Source organism: Pseudanabaena sp. FACHB-1998 (assembly GCF_014696355.1).
Lineage (GTDB): Bacteria > Cyanobacteriota > Cyanobacteriia > Pseudanabaenales > Pseudanabaenaceae > Pseudanabaena.
The window spans coordinates 134,405-150,488 of sequence record NZ_JACJQA010000003.1 but is presented as its reverse complement, the minus strand read 5'-3'; the positions used below and the strand labels follow the sequence as shown (position 1 = coordinate 150,488).

The 16,084-nt window shown below is 41.6% G+C and carries 21 protein-coding genes; 2 read left to right on the top strand and 19 right to left on the bottom strand.

Features of this window, described 5'->3' with window-relative positions:
• Positions 1 to 121 precede the first annotated feature (121 nt).
• The 4 genes from H6F42_RS01115 to H6F42_RS01100 form a co-directional block, all read right to left on the bottom strand.
• On the bottom strand, positions 122 to 3,076 hold the full coding sequence (locus tag H6F42_RS01115; RefSeq protein ID WP_190397506.1) for a CHAT domain-containing protein: 2,955 nt from the start codon (positions 3,074 to 3,076) through the stop codon (positions 122 to 124).
• 188 nt (positions 3,077 to 3,264) lie between these two features.
• A complete protein-coding gene (locus H6F42_RS01110; RefSeq protein ID WP_190397505.1) occupies positions 3,265 to 4,476 on the bottom strand; it encodes a DnaJ domain-containing protein in 1,212 nt (403 codons plus the stop codon).
• Positions 4,477 to 4,916: 440 nt separating this feature from the next.
• Positions 4,917 to 5,810, bottom strand: coding sequence for a M56 family metallopeptidase (locus tag H6F42_RS01105; RefSeq protein WP_190397504.1), 894 nt, complete (start codon positions 5,808 to 5,810; stop codon positions 4,917 to 4,919).
• A gap of 4 nt (positions 5,811 to 5,814) precedes the next feature.
• Positions 5,815 to 6,243: a BlaI/MecI/CopY family transcriptional regulator gene (locus tag H6F42_RS01100; RefSeq protein ID WP_190397503.1), complete on the bottom strand. Its 429-nt coding sequence runs from the start codon at positions 6,241 to 6,243 to the stop codon at positions 5,815 to 5,817.
• A gap of 183 nt (positions 6,244 to 6,426) precedes the next feature.
• Here H6F42_RS01100 and H6F42_RS01095 point away from each other — a divergent pair, with 183 nt between their 5' ends.
• Complete coding sequence (locus tag H6F42_RS01095) at positions 6,427 to 8,481, top strand: serine/threonine-protein kinase (RefSeq protein ID WP_190397502.1); 2,055 nt, start codon at positions 6,427 to 6,429, stop codon at positions 8,479 to 8,481.
• Between the two features lie 71 nt (positions 8,482 to 8,552).
• Here the strand turns inward: H6F42_RS01095 and H6F42_RS01090 are convergent, their stop codons facing one another.
• The 14 genes from H6F42_RS01090 to H6F42_RS01025 all read right to left on the bottom strand — a co-directional run bounded on the left by H6F42_RS01090 (position 8,553) and on the right by H6F42_RS01025 (position 13,477).
• Positions 8,553 to 8,843 (bottom strand): type II toxin-antitoxin system RelE/ParE family toxin, encoded by a 291-nt coding sequence (locus H6F42_RS01090; protein ID WP_190397501.1) that lies wholly within the window; start codon positions 8,841 to 8,843, stop codon positions 8,553 to 8,555.
• On the bottom strand, positions 8,843 to 9,070 hold the full coding sequence (locus H6F42_RS01085) for an addiction module protein (protein WP_190397500.1): 228 nt from the start codon (positions 9,068 to 9,070) through the stop codon (positions 8,843 to 8,845). Before H6F42_RS01085 ends, H6F42_RS01090 begins: the two co-directional genes overlap by 1 nt.
• Before the next feature lie 99 nt (positions 9,071 to 9,169).
• Positions 9,170 to 9,466 carry a HigA family addiction module antitoxin gene (locus H6F42_RS01080; RefSeq protein WP_190397499.1) on the bottom strand — a complete coding sequence of 99 codons (297 nt, stop codon included), beginning with the start codon at positions 9,464 to 9,466 and terminating at the stop codon, positions 9,170 to 9,172.
• Between the two features lie 41 nt (positions 9,467 to 9,507).
• Positions 9,508 to 9,930: a PIN domain-containing protein gene (locus tag H6F42_RS01075; RefSeq protein ID WP_190397498.1), complete on the bottom strand. Its 423-nt coding sequence runs from the start codon at positions 9,928 to 9,930 to the stop codon at positions 9,508 to 9,510.
• Entirely contained in the window at positions 9,931 to 10,146 is a 216-nt protein-coding gene (locus H6F42_RS01070) for a hypothetical protein (RefSeq protein WP_190397497.1), read from the bottom strand.
• A 157-nt stretch (positions 10,147 to 10,303) separates the two neighbouring features.
• Positions 10,304 to 10,639 carry a type II toxin-antitoxin system PemK/MazF family toxin gene (locus tag H6F42_RS01065; protein ID WP_190397496.1) on the bottom strand — a complete coding sequence of 112 codons (336 nt, stop codon included), beginning with the start codon at positions 10,637 to 10,639 and terminating at the stop codon, positions 10,304 to 10,306.
• Positions 10,632 to 10,823: a hypothetical protein gene (locus H6F42_RS01060; protein WP_190397495.1), complete on the bottom strand. Its 192-nt coding sequence runs from the start codon at positions 10,821 to 10,823 to the stop codon at positions 10,632 to 10,634. Before H6F42_RS01060 ends, H6F42_RS01065 begins: the two co-directional genes overlap by 8 nt.
• 135 nt (positions 10,824 to 10,958) lie before the next feature.
• Positions 10,959 to 11,222, bottom strand: coding sequence for a hypothetical protein (locus H6F42_RS01055; RefSeq protein ID WP_190397494.1), 264 nt, complete (start codon positions 11,220 to 11,222; stop codon positions 10,959 to 10,961).
• Entirely contained in the window at positions 11,200 to 11,421 is a 222-nt protein-coding gene (locus H6F42_RS01050) for a hypothetical protein (protein WP_190397493.1), read from the bottom strand. The genes H6F42_RS01055 and H6F42_RS01050 overlap by 23 nt, the downstream gene beginning before the upstream one ends.
• 151 nt (positions 11,422 to 11,572) lie before the next feature.
• On the bottom strand, positions 11,573 to 11,815 hold the full coding sequence (locus tag H6F42_RS01045) for a YgiT-type zinc finger protein (protein ID WP_199288857.1): 243 nt from the start codon (positions 11,813 to 11,815) through the stop codon (positions 11,573 to 11,575).
• Positions 11,816 to 11,831: 16 nt separating this feature from the next.
• Positions 11,832 to 12,122, bottom strand: a complete 291-nt coding sequence (locus tag H6F42_RS01040; RefSeq protein ID WP_190397492.1) for a DUF4258 domain-containing protein — start codon at positions 12,120 to 12,122, stop codon at positions 11,832 to 11,834.
• 224 nt (positions 12,123 to 12,346) lie between these two features.
• The gene (locus H6F42_RS01035) at positions 12,347 to 12,730 is read right to left on the bottom strand and encodes a type II toxin-antitoxin system VapC family toxin (protein ID WP_190397491.1); all 384 of its coding nucleotides are present in this window, start codon (positions 12,728 to 12,730) and stop codon (positions 12,347 to 12,349) included.
• A 5-nt stretch (positions 12,731 to 12,735) separates the two neighbouring features.
• Positions 12,736 to 13,020: a DUF2281 domain-containing protein gene (locus tag H6F42_RS01030; protein WP_190397490.1), complete on the bottom strand. Its 285-nt coding sequence runs from the start codon at positions 13,018 to 13,020 to the stop codon at positions 12,736 to 12,738.
• 49 nt (positions 13,021 to 13,069) lie between these two features.
• Complete coding sequence (locus tag H6F42_RS01025) at positions 13,070 to 13,477, bottom strand: ChuX/HutX family heme-like substrate-binding protein (RefSeq protein ID WP_190397489.1); 408 nt, start codon at positions 13,475 to 13,477, stop codon at positions 13,070 to 13,072.
• Positions 13,478 to 13,693: 216 nt separating this feature from the next.
• On the opposite strand from H6F42_RS01025, the gene cysK reads away from it, so the two are divergent.
• Positions 13,694 to 14,647, top strand: a complete 954-nt coding sequence (gene cysK / locus H6F42_RS01020) for a cysteine synthase A (RefSeq protein ID WP_190397488.1) — start codon at positions 13,694 to 13,696, stop codon at positions 14,645 to 14,647.
• 83 nt (positions 14,648 to 14,730) lie between these two features.
• On the opposite strand, the gene H6F42_RS01015 is transcribed toward cysK, so the two are convergent.
• Positions 14,731 to 16,005, bottom strand: coding sequence for a S41 family peptidase (locus H6F42_RS01015; protein ID WP_190397487.1), 1,275 nt, complete (start codon positions 16,003 to 16,005; stop codon positions 14,731 to 14,733).
• Between the last annotated feature and the right edge of the window lie 79 nt (positions 16,006 to 16,084).

Below are 16,084 nucleotides of genomic sequence, written 5' to 3'. Positions count from 1 at the left end.
ACCATTTGATTGATTTTCTGTATATATATCAGAGAAATTTGGGAAAGCGTCGCGGAGCGCCGCCTCCCCAAATTTCTCTGGCTATGACAAGTAAGGGCTATTCATGAATTGCCCTTACTTGTCATAGCCAACTACCAACGAGCATAAAAGAAGACCAAAAATAGGGATGGATAATGTTAGTTGGACTGTTTTCAGGTAATGAAACTGATGGCAAAGAGGGAATGCCAATTATCTTATCTTTATCTATTTTCACTTCACCTTTGATGATGGCTAACTGCGCCTTTTGTAAGGCGATCGCTTTGCTGGGTGCATCAGAAAAGCGGCTGTAAAAGCCCAGCATTAAAGGAACAGTGCCAGCATCACTCACTGTCCAAAGGGAGGCTAAGACGCTGCGAACTCCTGAGGTTACTGCCAGTCCGCCAAGTCCCAGATTGTTACCCACTGCGGTTTGGCAAGCACTCAAGGTCAACATTTCTACTTGAGGGTTATCCAGACTGAGTTGCGGAATCTGTCTGAGATTAAGGCGATCATTATAGAATTGGATAAAAGCACCATCGGCGCTATTGCTCAAAAACTGAGCGTGAGTCGCAAGGTGAATGATGCCGTAGTTTTTCTTTTGTCTTTGTGTCTGCAAATTATCGACAGTAAACTGTTTGTTAAGAAAAGAATCTCCGTTTAGCAATGAAGGTGCGTTATTCCTACCCACGATGTTATTGATTTCGACATCTACCGATGGCAAGGCGGAAAATCCTTGAACTGATTCGGTTAAGCCCATCGCTAATACTTGGCTATTGCGGCGATCGCGTTCTTCTAATTTGGCTAAGCGGAGACTCGGTACACTAGCTACGGCATATTTCTCAATGAGAAATTTTTTGCCATCATGGAGCGCCGCAGGTGGTATTGATCTCAGCACTCCGTCCATTACAAAAACAATCGTACCAATTTTTTCTGCATCTAGCCCTGCTTCCACTGGCTTAATGAGCCAGCTATGAAGTTTTTGGGCCTCATTGAGATAATCGTTAGATCCCGCATCCAGCAGGTTGGCGCGAAAGTCTGAAATTAAGGCTTGAATAGCTTCTCTAGGAACATCATTTACAGTTTTTTGTAATATATTTCCACTGGGGAAGAATACCAAAATCTCTAGGCGATCGCTAAGAATAAGTGGATAAAATAAAGCTGTGGAACTACCTGTAATTTCTGAAACTCGACTTAGCTCTTCGCGAGTGAGTGATGGATCTGGTCTAACGTTCAACAATGAAGTGAGTATGGGTCTGCCTATAAAAGCCTCTATTTCAGAGATGCGACTTAATTCCAGATTGGCGATCGCTTCTTGCAATTTGCCACCTCTAATAAATTGAGTAGCTTGGTCACGTTGAGATGTAGATAAAGCTACTTTTGCGATAGAAAATGCTTGATTGAGATTTTGAGTTGAAAATTTCCCACTAATCAGGCTTGGCAGTATTTGTGACGGTGATATAGTCGCAATTATTTGTTTTTGGTTTTGATTAATGTCTTTATTGGAATAAAAAATATTCAGAATCGTTGAAGCGAATTCTTTACTGATACTCACCCTTGAATTCGGCAAATTCGGGATAGCCGAGTTAATTATGCCATTCCTAGCCGCCACATCCAGCCCATTCTGGATCACAGCATTAGCTCCAAGATTGACCGTAGTTGCCGTTCCAGATAACACACCTCCTGTTCTCAGAGCGATCGGTGCATTCAAATTTGCGATCGGAGCATTCAGTGTCAAATTACGCGCATTAGCATTCCCCCGAGCATCGATCACCGCATTAACAGAAATTGAATTAGTTGCTGTCAGATTAACATTTGTAATATTCAACGCTGCCACAATTGTAGAGTTATTGATCGTGCTATCCGCAACACTATTAGTTCCATCCACAATTGGGCTAGTTCCACCAAAATTCACCACCACTAAATTAACGGGATCGAGCAACCAAGTTCCCGTTAAACCATTCAAAGCCGAAGTGTCAACTTGAGCATTACTGCCAATCGAGAGATTTACCTTCCCAGAAGTCTCAACCAATCCACCATCGCCACTTAAAGCCCCAGCCTTGGCTGAAATATTGCCATCAAAGACCGTAGACCCATCTGACCAAACAATTACCTGACCACCATTCCCACTCACCAAAGCATCAGCATTAATCTTGCTATTTGCATCAACACTCGTAAACAAAGATTTAGGCGTAGTACCAACACCCTGCAAATCTCCACCAATTAAGACCTTACCGCCGCCATTGATGCCCGATGCATTGATATTCGCGCTAACCAAGCTAACATCATTTCCTAAAACTTGGACATTACCGCCCTTATCTCCTGACACATCCAAATTGCCAGAAATAACCGTAGTTCCTGCATTTTTACCAGTCAACAAGCTTGGCAAATCCACACCTCGCAATACGGTTGCATTCCCTAAGGCTTGCCGATCGCTAATTGGTAATTCATAACTAAGGACATTGCCCTCATTGGTGATTTTGATGAATTTATTGTCAGAAGTCGTAGCGATCGTAATGTTTCCCGAAGGTGTGGCGATCGTGCCAGTATTAACAACTTTTCCACCCACTAAAGTGACACTTTGACCAGCATTAGTACTAAGGTTACCTTGATTGAGGATTACTCCCGAATTATTGTTATCTAAACTTGGTGAAGGCGTAGTAAACCCATAGCCCGTAATATTGCCAGTGAGTTGGCGAACCTCATCTACGCTGCTATTAACCCCAAACCAGCCATTCCCAACTTGAATCCCTGTCGCCGTAGTCGCGGAGAAATTAGCAGGTAAATTCAAACTCGCATTTGCGCCAAATACGATTCCTGCGGGATTGAGAATAAATAGATTGGAATTTCCGCCTGTAACTTGTATCAATCCATTGATTAAGGAAGATTCTCCACCTGTGACGCGAGTGAGAATGTTCTGCACATTGGGATTGCTAATAAAATTGGCGATTTCTCCTGTCGTTAAGCCAAGCTTTTGTAAGCTATAAAATAGATTTGCTCCTGCCTGTGTGCCGCCCGTGATGTTATATTGTCTGTCTATTTGATTGACATTTGTATTCAATCCATCATTTGCGGGGATGATACTTTGGGCGTAAATGCTGTTAGCTGGATATATTACTAAAGATAAAAGAAAAAGCCTTAAACATTGCTTAAAAATACCCATGTAATCTCCTCGTTATAATTGGGCTTAAGCCCCTTGCTTTCTTACAAAATATAAGCGATCGCTTAGGCAAGTTTATCTAAAGACAACTAATTTTTGGGATCGTTAGGAGAAACCCATCCCAACAGATTAGATAACCAACCTCGTTTTTCTGGCTCAGGAATGTTGGCTTTTTTAGCACTTTTCTCAGTATTTTCCTTAGCATCAACTTTCTTAGTCTGAGCGCTGGACTTTTGGATTTTGGTTGTAGAAATAGGCTGAGAGGAACTGGAATTATTAAGATCTTGAATATGCTTAAGGGCTAATGGTTCTTGAGGATTAAGTTGAAGCGATCGCTTCAAACTAACCTTTGCCATTTGAGGCTGATTGATATTTTTGTAAACCACGCCTAGCATGGCATGAGCTTTACTATTGTCTTTATCAATTAATAGAATATCGCGCAGTTCCTTAAGTGCCGATTTCCAATCACCCTGACTCATATAGATTTCGCAAACTCTGAGGCGATCGCTAACTCCACTCACATTCCCTACATCAATTTTGGACTGAATTACAGTTTCATCAGCATCTGGTTTTGACGATGACTGACGAGATTGAGAAGGTTGATAGGTATTAGGTTGAGGATTTTGATAATTTTGGTAATTATGACTGGTTTTAGGAGTGGTCGGATAGCTAGTAGTATTAGCTCTCGTCACGGAGGGCTGGGGGATGACGATGTTTTGATTGAGATTGTAATTAGTACGGTTAGAGCTAACCTTGATTTTGGGATCGAGGACTGGAGAAATAGTATCTGAAGCGTAGTTATATCCTTCTTTGCACAAAATATAAACGAGATTGAGTTCGCTAATCTGAGCAGTATATTCCAGAATATTGTCGAGGGATGAGTATTGCAACTTAGCGATCGCGGAGACTGAGCGCTCGTAAGTGCCATCATTAGGATTCATCAATAACTCACAAGCTGCGGCGGAATAAATAGGAATATTGCGCGATTTTTGCATGAGCCGCTTCGCGAGCAGCTTAAAAATTGCTTGATAGGTATGCCTCTCTTGATCCTTCATCAAGACGTTATAGGCAGGATTAACTAGCTTGGCTAAATACTGGGTAGCCATTTCCTTTTGCTCAGGAGAAAACCCATACACATCCGGGTGCAAAATCCGCACAATGCTCAAATAGACATAGCGAATATAATTGGGACTGGTAATAATCGGCAATCCCAAAGCCGCATAATAATCATTGTTAAACTGACTAATGCCGCGATCAATGCGGATATATTGGAGTTTTTGCTCCGATGGCGGTTGATTCATATTTCGCTTTGACCATGAATATGCAATGGTGGCGATCGTTTACGACAAAAGTCGTATTGCTACAATTATAAAACTAAAGTTTTGCTAAAAGCTATAAATTGTGCCAAATCCTTAGATTGTAACGCTATATCTTAAAATAAAGAGAAATATAGCTGTGATCACTTGCATTGGGAAAAATCAAAACCCCAGAAGACTAGGTGCGGCGCGAAGCGCCGCACCTAGTCTTCTGGGGTTTGTGTTCTAACCAGAATGGCAACAGCTATCTAAAACCCAAAAAGCGAGTTGCGGCGCGAAGCGCCGCAACTCGCTTTTTGGATTTTATGCCCTAATCAAAACTTATATTGCTATACAAGTAATTTCTGAACCAAGAAAATTTTTTAAAAGTGTTGCTTTGCAACACTTTTAAAAAATTTTCTTGATTTGTTTGCTGGAAATGAGATTTAAGAAAGGGAAAAAAGCTGTATATTTTCGTGAAAGGGTAAGAGGGTTAAAGGCAAAAGTGACAAACTGAGCCAAAAGAAGGAAAGCAACGACAATTGGGGCAGTGGTTCTGGTTCAGCTAGCAAAAAGTTAATCCGTTCCTCAAGGCGATCGCTATTATTGCTAGAGCCAAAAGCAGCCGTAAAAACTTCTGTCGGTTGCATATTGCTACTGACTAGAGCTAGCAATGATTCCGCCAGTAAAAGCCCATCTAAGTGCTGAGCCGCCCAGCGATCGGCGCGAAGTTCGCGCAGTAATAGCAACTCTTCCCAAAGGGCTTGGGTATGGGGTAGCCAAGGCATAATTTGTCTGAGGCAACCTAGCCAGAAAAACCAGAAGGTATCTCGATAATGGGCGTGGGCGCGTTCATGCAGTAATACGGCTTCTAGATGGGGCGCATCCAGATGTTCGAGCAAACTTTGGCTCACGAATAAATGCGATCGCCAAAAGCCAATTTGCGCCGCAAAAAACATTGGTAGATTTAACAGCTTTACAGGCTCCGAAATGGGAAGCCCTATCCCTACCGACTCGGCATCTTGATCTATAACTAGATTTTCTAACCTTCGCAGAGATTGCCAACCCTGCAAGGCAAGTTGTCCAATCCGCACACCGCTATAAACTAAAAATAGGCAAGCGATCGCATAGCTCATGCGCCCAGCCTGTAAGCCGATCATTTGTCCATCGGCTCCCATACATAACACCGCGATTGCCGTCATGATGACCAGTAGCGGTGGCAGGACATAGCAAATGAGAGCTTTCTGCCAACGGGAAGCCCAATCTCCGCGTAGATTTTGCCAACCATAACGCAATCCCCAAGCAAGTCCTAGGGAACCAATTATCATCACAAAATGCATGGCATTAACCTTCCTGTGATTGGGTGCGGGATTGACGCATATTTTTGAGGCGATCGGCGATCGCGGCAAGTTTGTCCATGCTGGCGCAGTCTAAGTCATCAGCAAAGGCTGCCACAATATCCGCATCACCCACCTCTAAAAAGCGGTTAAGTTGGTGATAGGCTTTCAGGGCTTGAGCCTCTTCACGGGAAATGCGGGCTTGCCAACAGAGAGTCCGCCCCTCTTTTTCATAATCAATCCACCCCTTCTGCTCTAAGCGGCGCAAGACGGTCATTACCGAACCGTAGGCAAGTTCGCGATCGGGATCAGCCAAAATGCGATCGTGAATCTCTGTGGCACTTAGTCGAGGACAATCCCAAATCACATTTAGGAGTTCCGATTCTAAGGGACCTAGAGATAATTGTTTAGGTCGATATTTCGGCAACTGAGTCATAGCGGCGGAGACTGGATTATTTAGATATCAATAATACCGCGCTTTATGTTGTTCCACAAAAAACAAGAAGAGAAAAACAAGAAGATAAAGGATACTTTTCTCTTCTTGTTTTTTTTAAGTATTCTATGCTGAAAAAAACAAAATTGGATTCATAATTAAATCTACTGTCCAAAAAAATAACTTATGAGTCTTACAGAAGGGCAATTAGTCGGCGGGCATTACAAAGTTATGGCTCGTTTGGGGGGTGGTGGATTTGGAGAAACCTATCTCTCAGAAGACTTACACTTGCCCGATCATCCATTACGAGTAATTAAAAGACTCAGTCCGCGTATTCAAGAAGAAAATGTATTACAGCTTTCCCGACGACTTTTTGAAACTGAGGCTCAAGTTCTCTATCGATTAGGCACACATCCCCAAATCCCTCAGCTATTTGCTCACTTTGAAGAATTATCTGAATTTTATCTGGTTCAAGAATATATAGATGGAAATGATCTTAGTCATGAACTTTTACGGGGCAAAATATGGGAGCAGTTTATCGTTGTTAGTTTATTACAAAATCTCTTAACTGTTCTTAGCTTTGTCCACAAAAATAATGTCATCCATCGGGATATTAAACCTGAAAATATTATTCGTCGTCGTGATGGACAGCTTTTTTTAATTGATTTTGGCGTGGTTAAACAAATCGCCTCCCCCACGATGATTGCTTCTGGCAATACCTCGGAAAATTATACGGTGGGAATTGGAACCCCCGGTTATATGCCTAGCGAGCAGGCTCATGGGGAACCCAAGTTTGCAAGCGATCTCTATGCGATCGGCATGATTGGTATCCAAGCTTTAACAGGGATGCCGCCAAATCATCTCAACAAGGACGATCAACTAGAAATAATATGGCGAGAATATGCGCCTAAGGTCTATCCAGAGTTGGCGGAAATCCTATCAAAAATGGTGAAATTTGATTTTCGCCAACGTTATCAATCTGCGGAAGCTGCCTATGATGCGATTAGAGAATTTGCCGATCGCTACCCTATCTCCAGCATTAATCACAGTCTCCCAACTATCCCAATTACCTTTGAAACCAGCCTAATTAGTAATACCAGTGATCGCCCAGTTGATCAAAAATTCGCATCATCGCGATCGTCCCAAATTGGGATTTGGCAATATATTCAGCCTTGGCATATTGGCTTATTTATCATCACTTTCGGGGCGATCGCCATTACCACAATTGTCGTTCTATTTGGTAATTCTTCTAAAACGACTCGTAGTATTTCCGAACCATTAACCACCGAAAATCCATCTCTTCCCTCTGATTCAAGTAACCCATTACCCAATAATTCTACAATTTCGACTAATGCTAATCCCGCCTTATTTAAGGAATTCTCTGTCGATAGTAACGATGCATTTTATGGAGCCAGTATTAGTCCAGATATGTCCATTGTGGCGGGGGGGACATCCGATCGCAATATTGAACTATGGAATCTCCAAACTGGTCAAAAAATTCAAACCCTCAAAGGACATATCGGAAGGGTTTACGATATTTACTTTAGTCCCGACGGTAAGCGGCTAGTAAGTGGCGGTGACGATCGCAAAGTGATAATTTGGGATGTCAAAACAGGCAAGATTTTAAATACCTTAGAAGGTCATCAGGAACGAGTATATACAGCGATTTTTAGTCCCGATGCCAAGATTGTCGCTAGTTCTAGTTCCGATCGCACAATTCGACTATGGAACGCAGATACAGGAAAATCAATCCACATTCTTCAAGATAAATCATGGATTTATGACGTATCTTTTACGCCCGATGGCAAAATTTTAGCCAGTGGCAGTAAGGATGGAGCGATCCGTCTATGGGATGTCGCCACAGGTAAAGTCATCAAAACTTTGATTGCTAGTGGTAGCTCTGTGCGATCGCTTGCCTATAGTAATGATGGCAAGATTATTGCTACTGCAATGGAAGATAATACGGTGCGTCTATGGGATAGTAAATCGGGGCAACTTAAGGAAGTTCTGACGGGGCATAGTGGCGAAGTTCATACCTTAGCTTTTACCAATGACGATCGCTTGCTAGCTACGGGCAGTGCTGATAAAACCATCAGAATTTGGAGTTTGAAAGACAAACGAACAGTTCAAATCATATCCGAACATGAACGTGGAGTCTCGTCTGTCGATTTCAGCAACGATCAAAAGTTACTGGTCAGTGGCAGTCTAGATGGCAAAATAAAAGTCTGGAAAATAAAATAATGTTCTCCTTCCAATCACTTGACTGACAGAGAATCGCGATCACCTCCACCTAAAATCAAATAGCGATCGCCCTACTTCCTATTTTTCCAATATCCAACTTCTCGACTGCAATGCATCACGGCTAAGATCAGAATATAATCTTCCTCAATCGTATAGAGGATTCCGTAAGGGAACTTCCCTGTCATGCATCGTCGAATATCTTCATCAATTGTGGCGTAACGATTAGGAGATTCTTTAATCCGAAAAATTGCATCTTCAATTGTATTGATAAAAGCTTGGGCGATTTCCGTTCTCTGTTCAGCATAATATTGAACTGCCTCAGAATATTCGGCAAGTGCTTCAGAATGAAATACATACTTCATTATGCAAGTAACCGTCTTACCTGAGCTAGAGCATCTTCTCCCTCGATTGTTTGAACAGAACCATCACGGACTGCATCACGTCTTTTTTTTGCTTCGGCTATCCATGTTGCCTGAACATTTGGATCGGTATCAAATTCTAGGCTTTCGACTAGTTTTTCTGCTAATAGCGCTCTAGAAATGCTAGGGAGAGATAATAATTCTTTCGTTAGTAGCTCTATTGATCTCATAAATAACCTCAAAGTAATGAGTATTTGGTATGTAGTCTAGCAAAAAACAAATTTAATGGGTGTAATAGCGTCTCAACCAAAAATCAAACAGCGATCGCTTTAGCTAAAAACTGCTACTTCCATTTTTAGTTTTTCTCCAACTTCATCTTCAGCTATATCTAAATCGTAATCCATTTGTAATCCAAGCCAAAATCTGGGGGACATATTGAAATAGAATGCTAAGCGAATTGCCGTATCTGTGGTGATTCGTCGCTTACCGTGAATGATTTCGTTAATACGTCGGGCGGGAACTCGAAGAGCTAACGCTAGTTGGTTTTGACTCAAGTTCATTGGCTTAAGAAATTCTTCTAAAAGAACTTCCCCAGGATGAATTGGATTAAGTTTATCTTCGTTCATTTTGATTCCTCAATGATAATCAACAATTTTCACAATATTATTTACTGTGTCCAATCTTCTATTTGTAAGTTAGCAATTTGCCCAAAATCAGAAGTATTACGAGTCAATACGATCGCATTGTTAATGATCGCGATCGCTGCAATTTTTAAGTCCATTGTGCCGAGGCGAGGATATAACTTTCTGAGGCGTTGGAATTCATTCGCGGCTTCTATATCAAAATCAATAATTGGGATAGCGCAGTAATTGTTGATTTGCCTTTTAAGTTGTTTGTAAATTTCAACTTGTGCTTCAAGATTGCGTGCTTTGGAAATGTGGCTTAACCACCCTCTTGTCTGTTCTTCATAGCTGATGATGGTTGCTGAGACTTGATTAGGATTGACTTTTGCTAAGTGAGTAAGAAGACGCTGAGCGTTAATCCCCCCACGATCCAATACGCTGAGATGGTCTGTATCGAGGATGTACATCTATTTTTTGCGGGACTTTGTTGATGTCTTACGCAATGACTCACGGTATTTTTTGCCTAGTTGCATGGCTTTGTCATAGTCTGGGCTATCAGCAAATGTTCCTGTGATTTGCTCCCACCAAGGTTTTACTGTAGTTGTGGAACTTTCCACTTTATTCTTAATCAAGTTGATTTCAGCTTCTAGGATTGCTACTCTTTCTTCTAGGGTTATTGACATTAGGGTTAGAACTCATTCATGTTGTAAAAATGATTATAACAATTGAGTCGCTTTGTTAATACAGACTGATCGCCCCCTCAACACCCAAAATTGCGATCGCTACTTCAAAAAAATCACCCAGCGATCGCCTTTCTTAAAGCCTCAAATTTTTCCATACTTAGTCTTCATCTTCTTCGGATTCAAGTCCCAACCATACTAGCAATACATCTTCTAAGTCTTGCATTTGCTCTAATGTTAGCTCTCCCAATTTACGTAAAAGTTTGGCGTGAGGAATTGTGATGAGATTTTGTACGTCAAATGCGCCTTCTCTAAGAAATTTAGCTTTAAGTTGTACTTCAAATCTGGAATCGCGCAAACTTGTTGTATGTGGAACTAGGGTTACTAAGGCGCGATCGCTTTCTAGGGCTGGAATGCTGATAACTAAGCATGGTCTGACTTTCGCGACATAGCCAAGATCAACTAACCAAACTTCTCCACGTTCGGGACTAATCATAGGTTAACTCTTCTTCGTCTAATGCTAGAAAAATATCTTCGGCATTTAGTGTTAGTTCTTCGTCAGATAATGGTTCAAATTCTAGATCAACTGTACGCCTCAAAATTTCTGACAACAAATCTAGTCTTTCTGAGTATGTCAGATTGTCAAAGGTATTTAGAAGCTCTTGTACTACAGCAGTCATCGCTTTATTCCCTAATTTCTATCTACAGGTTAACATGACCCTCACAACAAAAAATTTAAACAGCGATCGCCTCCTCAAAACTCAAAATCGCGATCGCTACTTCAAAAAAATCAACCAGCGATCGCCTGTTCAAAATCAACTTTCATCAATTAATCTCTCGTATTTGTCATGTAAACCGATCCAGAACCAATAGTAATCATCTCCTTCTTTTAAGGCTAAAGCTCGATATTCTCTATTGATGCGAATAGACCATAGATTTTGATTGACTTTTTTAAAGTGTAAGGATGGATAGAAGCGATCGCTTATCCAGATTTGATAAGTTTTTTGGGCTTGGGCTTTGATGGCTGGTGGCAAGGCTGCGCAAGATTCCCAAAAATCAGGAGTTGTTAAGGACTTCATCCAGTTTCTTTACGCGATTGGCGGCGATATGAGCTTTTGTTCGTTGAAGGACTTTGTTTAATTTACCTTGCTCTGAGTCTTTCTTTATTTGCTTGTCCCAGTCATCTTCTGAGCGTTCTTGTAGCCACGACAATAATGTTGATGCTTCGTCATCAGATAATCTAGTGATCGCTGTTTTAATCTCTACTAGGGTGTTCATAAGAGAATTAATTTGTGAGTATCAGTATATTTACATTGACAAATCCTAACATGAGGTCAAGAGATCGCCCCCCCAACACCCAAAATCGCAATCGCCACTTCAAAAATCAAAAATCGATCACGCATTGTTTAAGCTGTTTGGGCAACTAGGGCTAATTTAATAAGTCTATGACTGGAATTTGTTCAATTCTTTGTGGCAATTTAGTTCCTGTAGCAACGTCATGAACCAAATGAAGAAGCTGTGCTGAATAATATCTACTTCCGCAGCTACCGCAGACTCCAACATAGGTATTTTCAATAATTACAATTCTCACTTTATGCTTAAATACTTCTTGTTTGACATAGTGCTGATAAATAGTTCCTTGGCAATATTCACAATTATTATCCATTTTCATAAATATTAATATTTCGCTACCATACATTTATTGTGTAAACTGAAAAAATCATATATTTGCCAGCGAATGAAAATCTACCCTCAACAATAATTAGACCATCTTCACCCACGATTTCATATTTTTCTCCTTTAGAGTCTTCTTCAATATTGATGATCTCACCATTTAAAATAGCTACTTCAATATCCAAGATTGTTAGACCGCATTGAGCCGCAGACTCCATTGCAAAACGTGAAATATCATAATAACGCCGTTGAATTTTATCTTTAATAAGATTGATCGTATTATCATTTTGATTGTTTCTCGACATATTTATCATAGATTTCAGAAACATTTACTTGGAGACAAAGTAGCAATAATTGAAATCTATTGCATTTTTATAGGCAATCTGAACAAAATAAGTGCTTTTTGATAATCTCTTGAAATATCGAATTTGGATATATCAAAATATTTTTACAAAACTTATGCACTATCAACTGGTTGAGGTTTTCAAGTTTTACAGTACTTGTCTTTGAAATCTGATTATAACTTCACTTATTCCCAGAGTCTGTTAACTGGATAAGCATCAAGTTTTTTATCTGCGCTAACTAGAGTCAACGATCGCCTCATAGCTTGGGAGACAATCATCCGATCAAAGGGATCTTTATGTTCTTTTAGGATTGGCAAACCAATATAGGCAAGGCTATCATCAAATTCAATCGGCAACTCTTGAATGTTCAGAGCATTCATATTCTCTTTGATTGCTTCAAAAGAAGTCAGGATGTTTAGTTTGCCAATATTGATTTTGATTGCAATCTCCCAAAGAGAAACAGCACTAACAAATATAAGCTCAGTTTCTTCAATTTTTTGTCTGACATTTACTGGCAAGCGTAAATCATTATTGAGAAACCAAAGTAGAGTATGCGTATCTAAAAGCATAGGACTTAATACATATACTCTTGCATTTCTGCCAATGGCTCATCAAAATCCTCTGCCATCACAATCAGCCCTGTCATCGTTCCTGCTTGCCTGTACTTTTTCTTGGGTATGCCATCACTTGCGATCGCCGAACCCGATGATTTTTCAATTCCCTTATTCAATAGATATTCCGCATAGTGCAGAACCTCGATCTTGAGAGCGTCTGGCATTTTCGCAAAGATTTTTAGCACCTCATCATCTAAGGAAATATTGGTGCTAAGTTCTTGATCTTTAGTAATAGTTTGTTGCATTGACTTTCACTCTGGCGTAGTTGCAGATAGAAATATTAACAATTATGACCTATACACTCTCAACAGGTTCAGGCTTCCAAGTTTCGCCGTACTTGACCTTGAGAGCAGTCCATGCTTCGACCTGACCTTCAGCATATTCCCCCGGTTTACCCCATTGCAAGAAAGCACTCATTTGCGCCTTGTCATCAGCATCGAGGAAGCGGATGGCGTAGGTGGTGAAATTGCCGCGTTTGGCTTCGGCGGTTTCAAAACGGACATCGGTGATTTTGTCCATGTTTAGATGAAACTCGATATGCTCAGAATGCATATTCGCATACTTGCCCTTGGGGAGTTCCGCATAAAAAAGCTTCTCGATATTTACCCTAGCTTCCAACACACCCGCATCACTGGTAACGATCAGACGGACTAAGCCGAGAGTGTGACATTCTTCTAAAAAATCTTTTAAAGTAGCAGCCATAGGAGTTTATTTAATATTAATTAATAAGTTTGTGATGATGTTGTGAAATTTTTTTGCGATCGCCACATCCCCATTAAAGCCGAAAAAGGTTAGTGTGTGTAGCTTTTGGGGGAGAAAAGTAGCGATCGCGGGATTTGTCTAAAAGCTCCAAGCCCTCAAAAATGCTCTAAAGTTGACTACAAGCTCATTTACCCGCAATCATCTAAGCTTTTATCTATGAAAATCGCCAATAACATAACTGAATTAGTCGGTCGTACTCCCCTTGTCGAATTGCAGCGTATTCCCAAGGCTGAAGGCTGTGTAGCAAGAATTATCGTCAAACTAGAGGGCATGAATCCCGCCGCCTCAGTCAAGGATCGGATTGGGGTGAATATGATTCAAGAAGCCGAGGAACAGGGCTTAATTTCACCCAATAAGACCGTTTTAGTAGAGCCAACTTCGGGCAATACAGGCATTGCCCTAGCCATGGTAGCGGCGGCGAAGGGATATAAATTGATCTTGACCATGCCTGAAACTATGAGTATGGAAAGGCGATCAATGTTACGTGCTTACGGAGCCACTCTCGAACTTACCCCCGGAACAGAAGGAATGGGCGGCGCAATCCGTCGCGCTAAGGAAATCAGCGAAACCACTCCCGATGCTTATATGTTGCAGCAGTTCCGCAATCCTTCCAATCCTGCAATCCATCGCAAAACTACGGCGGAAGAGATTTGGGAAGATACCGATGGCGGAATTGATTTCTTGATTTCTGGAGTTGGTACTGGCGGAACGATTACAGGGATTGCGGAAGTAATTAAGTCCCGTAAGCCATCGTTTAAAGCGATCGCCGTTGAGCCAGCCAATAGTCAAGTTTTAGCAGGAAGTCGCCCCGGCCCTCATAAGATTCAAGGCATCGGCGCAGGATTTATCCCAGAGGTTTTGAAAACCGAACTGATTGATGAGATTATTCCTGTATCGGATGATCAAGCGATCGCCTTTGGACGCAGATTAGCCAGAGAAGAGGGACTTCTATCGGGTATTTCTAGTGGTGCGGCGCTTTATGCCGCAGTTCAAATTGCAAAACGTCCTGAGAATGCTGGCAAGATGGTAGTGATGATTCAGCCTAGTTTTGGTGAGCGCTACTTAAGTACGCCTCTATTCCAAGATCCTGAATTGATGGCACTAAGTTAGAACCCCTCCTTAGTCCTCCCCTTTGGAAGGGGAGGAAACTAGATTTATGGTCTTCCCCCTTTCCAAGGGGGAACCAAAGGGGGTTAGTTAGCAGACTTCACAATTACATTTTTATAGGTTCCATCTAGAACTGATAGAGCCGCAATATATTGCGAATCTTCGTTTGTGCCTAATTGCTTACGAGTAATTGGCTCACTGAGGGAAACTTCCACATCAGGAATAATGCCGCGTTTATGGATATTGTGATGTAAGGGAGTTTCATATTTAGCGATCGTCACGGCTAAACCTGCGCCATCTTCTAATTCATAGAGAGATTGAATTAAGCCCTTGCCAAAGGTTTTTGTACCTACTAATTGGGCGCGATGGTTTTCCTGTAAAGCACCCGCGAGAATCTCACTAGCGCTTGCCGTGCCGCCATCGGTCAGAACAACTAAAGGCTCATTGATAATTGCGTCCCCTTTAGTTTCAAAGCTTTCTTGCACTCCATGCCGATCTACGGTGTAGACAACAGTTCCTTCAGAAATGAGCATCCGCGCAATTTGTAAGCCCGCATCAAACAGCCCCCCCGGATTTCCGCGTAGATCTAAGACATAGCGATCGGCTCCTTCCGCTTTAAACTTCTTCAGGGTTTTTTCCATGTCCGCCGAGGCATTGCCATTAAATTGATTGAGACGAACATAGCCAACTTTATGATCGCCCTCTTGATTGAGTTTGGCGATAATTGGTGTTACAGCAATGCGATCGCGTTTAATCAATAGGTCTAATTTTTCAACGCCTTTACCATCAGCGAGAGGGCGTTCTAGGGTGAGCTTGACCTCAGAGCCGATCGCTCCACGCATTCTGTTAGCGCATTCATCCAGCGTTAAGCCCTTAGTGGGGATATTATCAATGCCAACAATGCGATCGCGCGATCGCACCCCCGCTAGATCCGCAGGCGAACCCTCAATCGGCGCAATTACGGTCACTCGCTCATCAAATTCATCAACCGCAATCTGCAAACCCACCCCAGTTAACTCTCCCGCCGTACTGGTTTGCATACTTTTAAACTTTTCTGGCTCGAGAAACCTTGTAAATGGTTCATCTAAAGTTGCCAACATTTCTTTAATCGCCGCATAGGTTTCTTCTCGACTATTAAACTTGCGATTGATGAATTGGCGGCGAACTTTATACCAATTTTGATTATTAAATTCAGGATCGAAATAGGAACGATTAACGATTTGCCAAACATTAGTTAAAAATTTTTGTTCTTGTAAATAGTCGGTAACCGCAGCATTTGCGCCACTAATCGCCAAAAACTGGATCGCGATCGCCATTACACCAATTAATAACCAAGACCAAATACGACGCTGCTTTATCATGCTCTCTATGCAAACTCTTGATGCAAAAAATATTCTCTCTATCCTAACCAATCTAACTTCATTTGGCGCTATTTAGGCG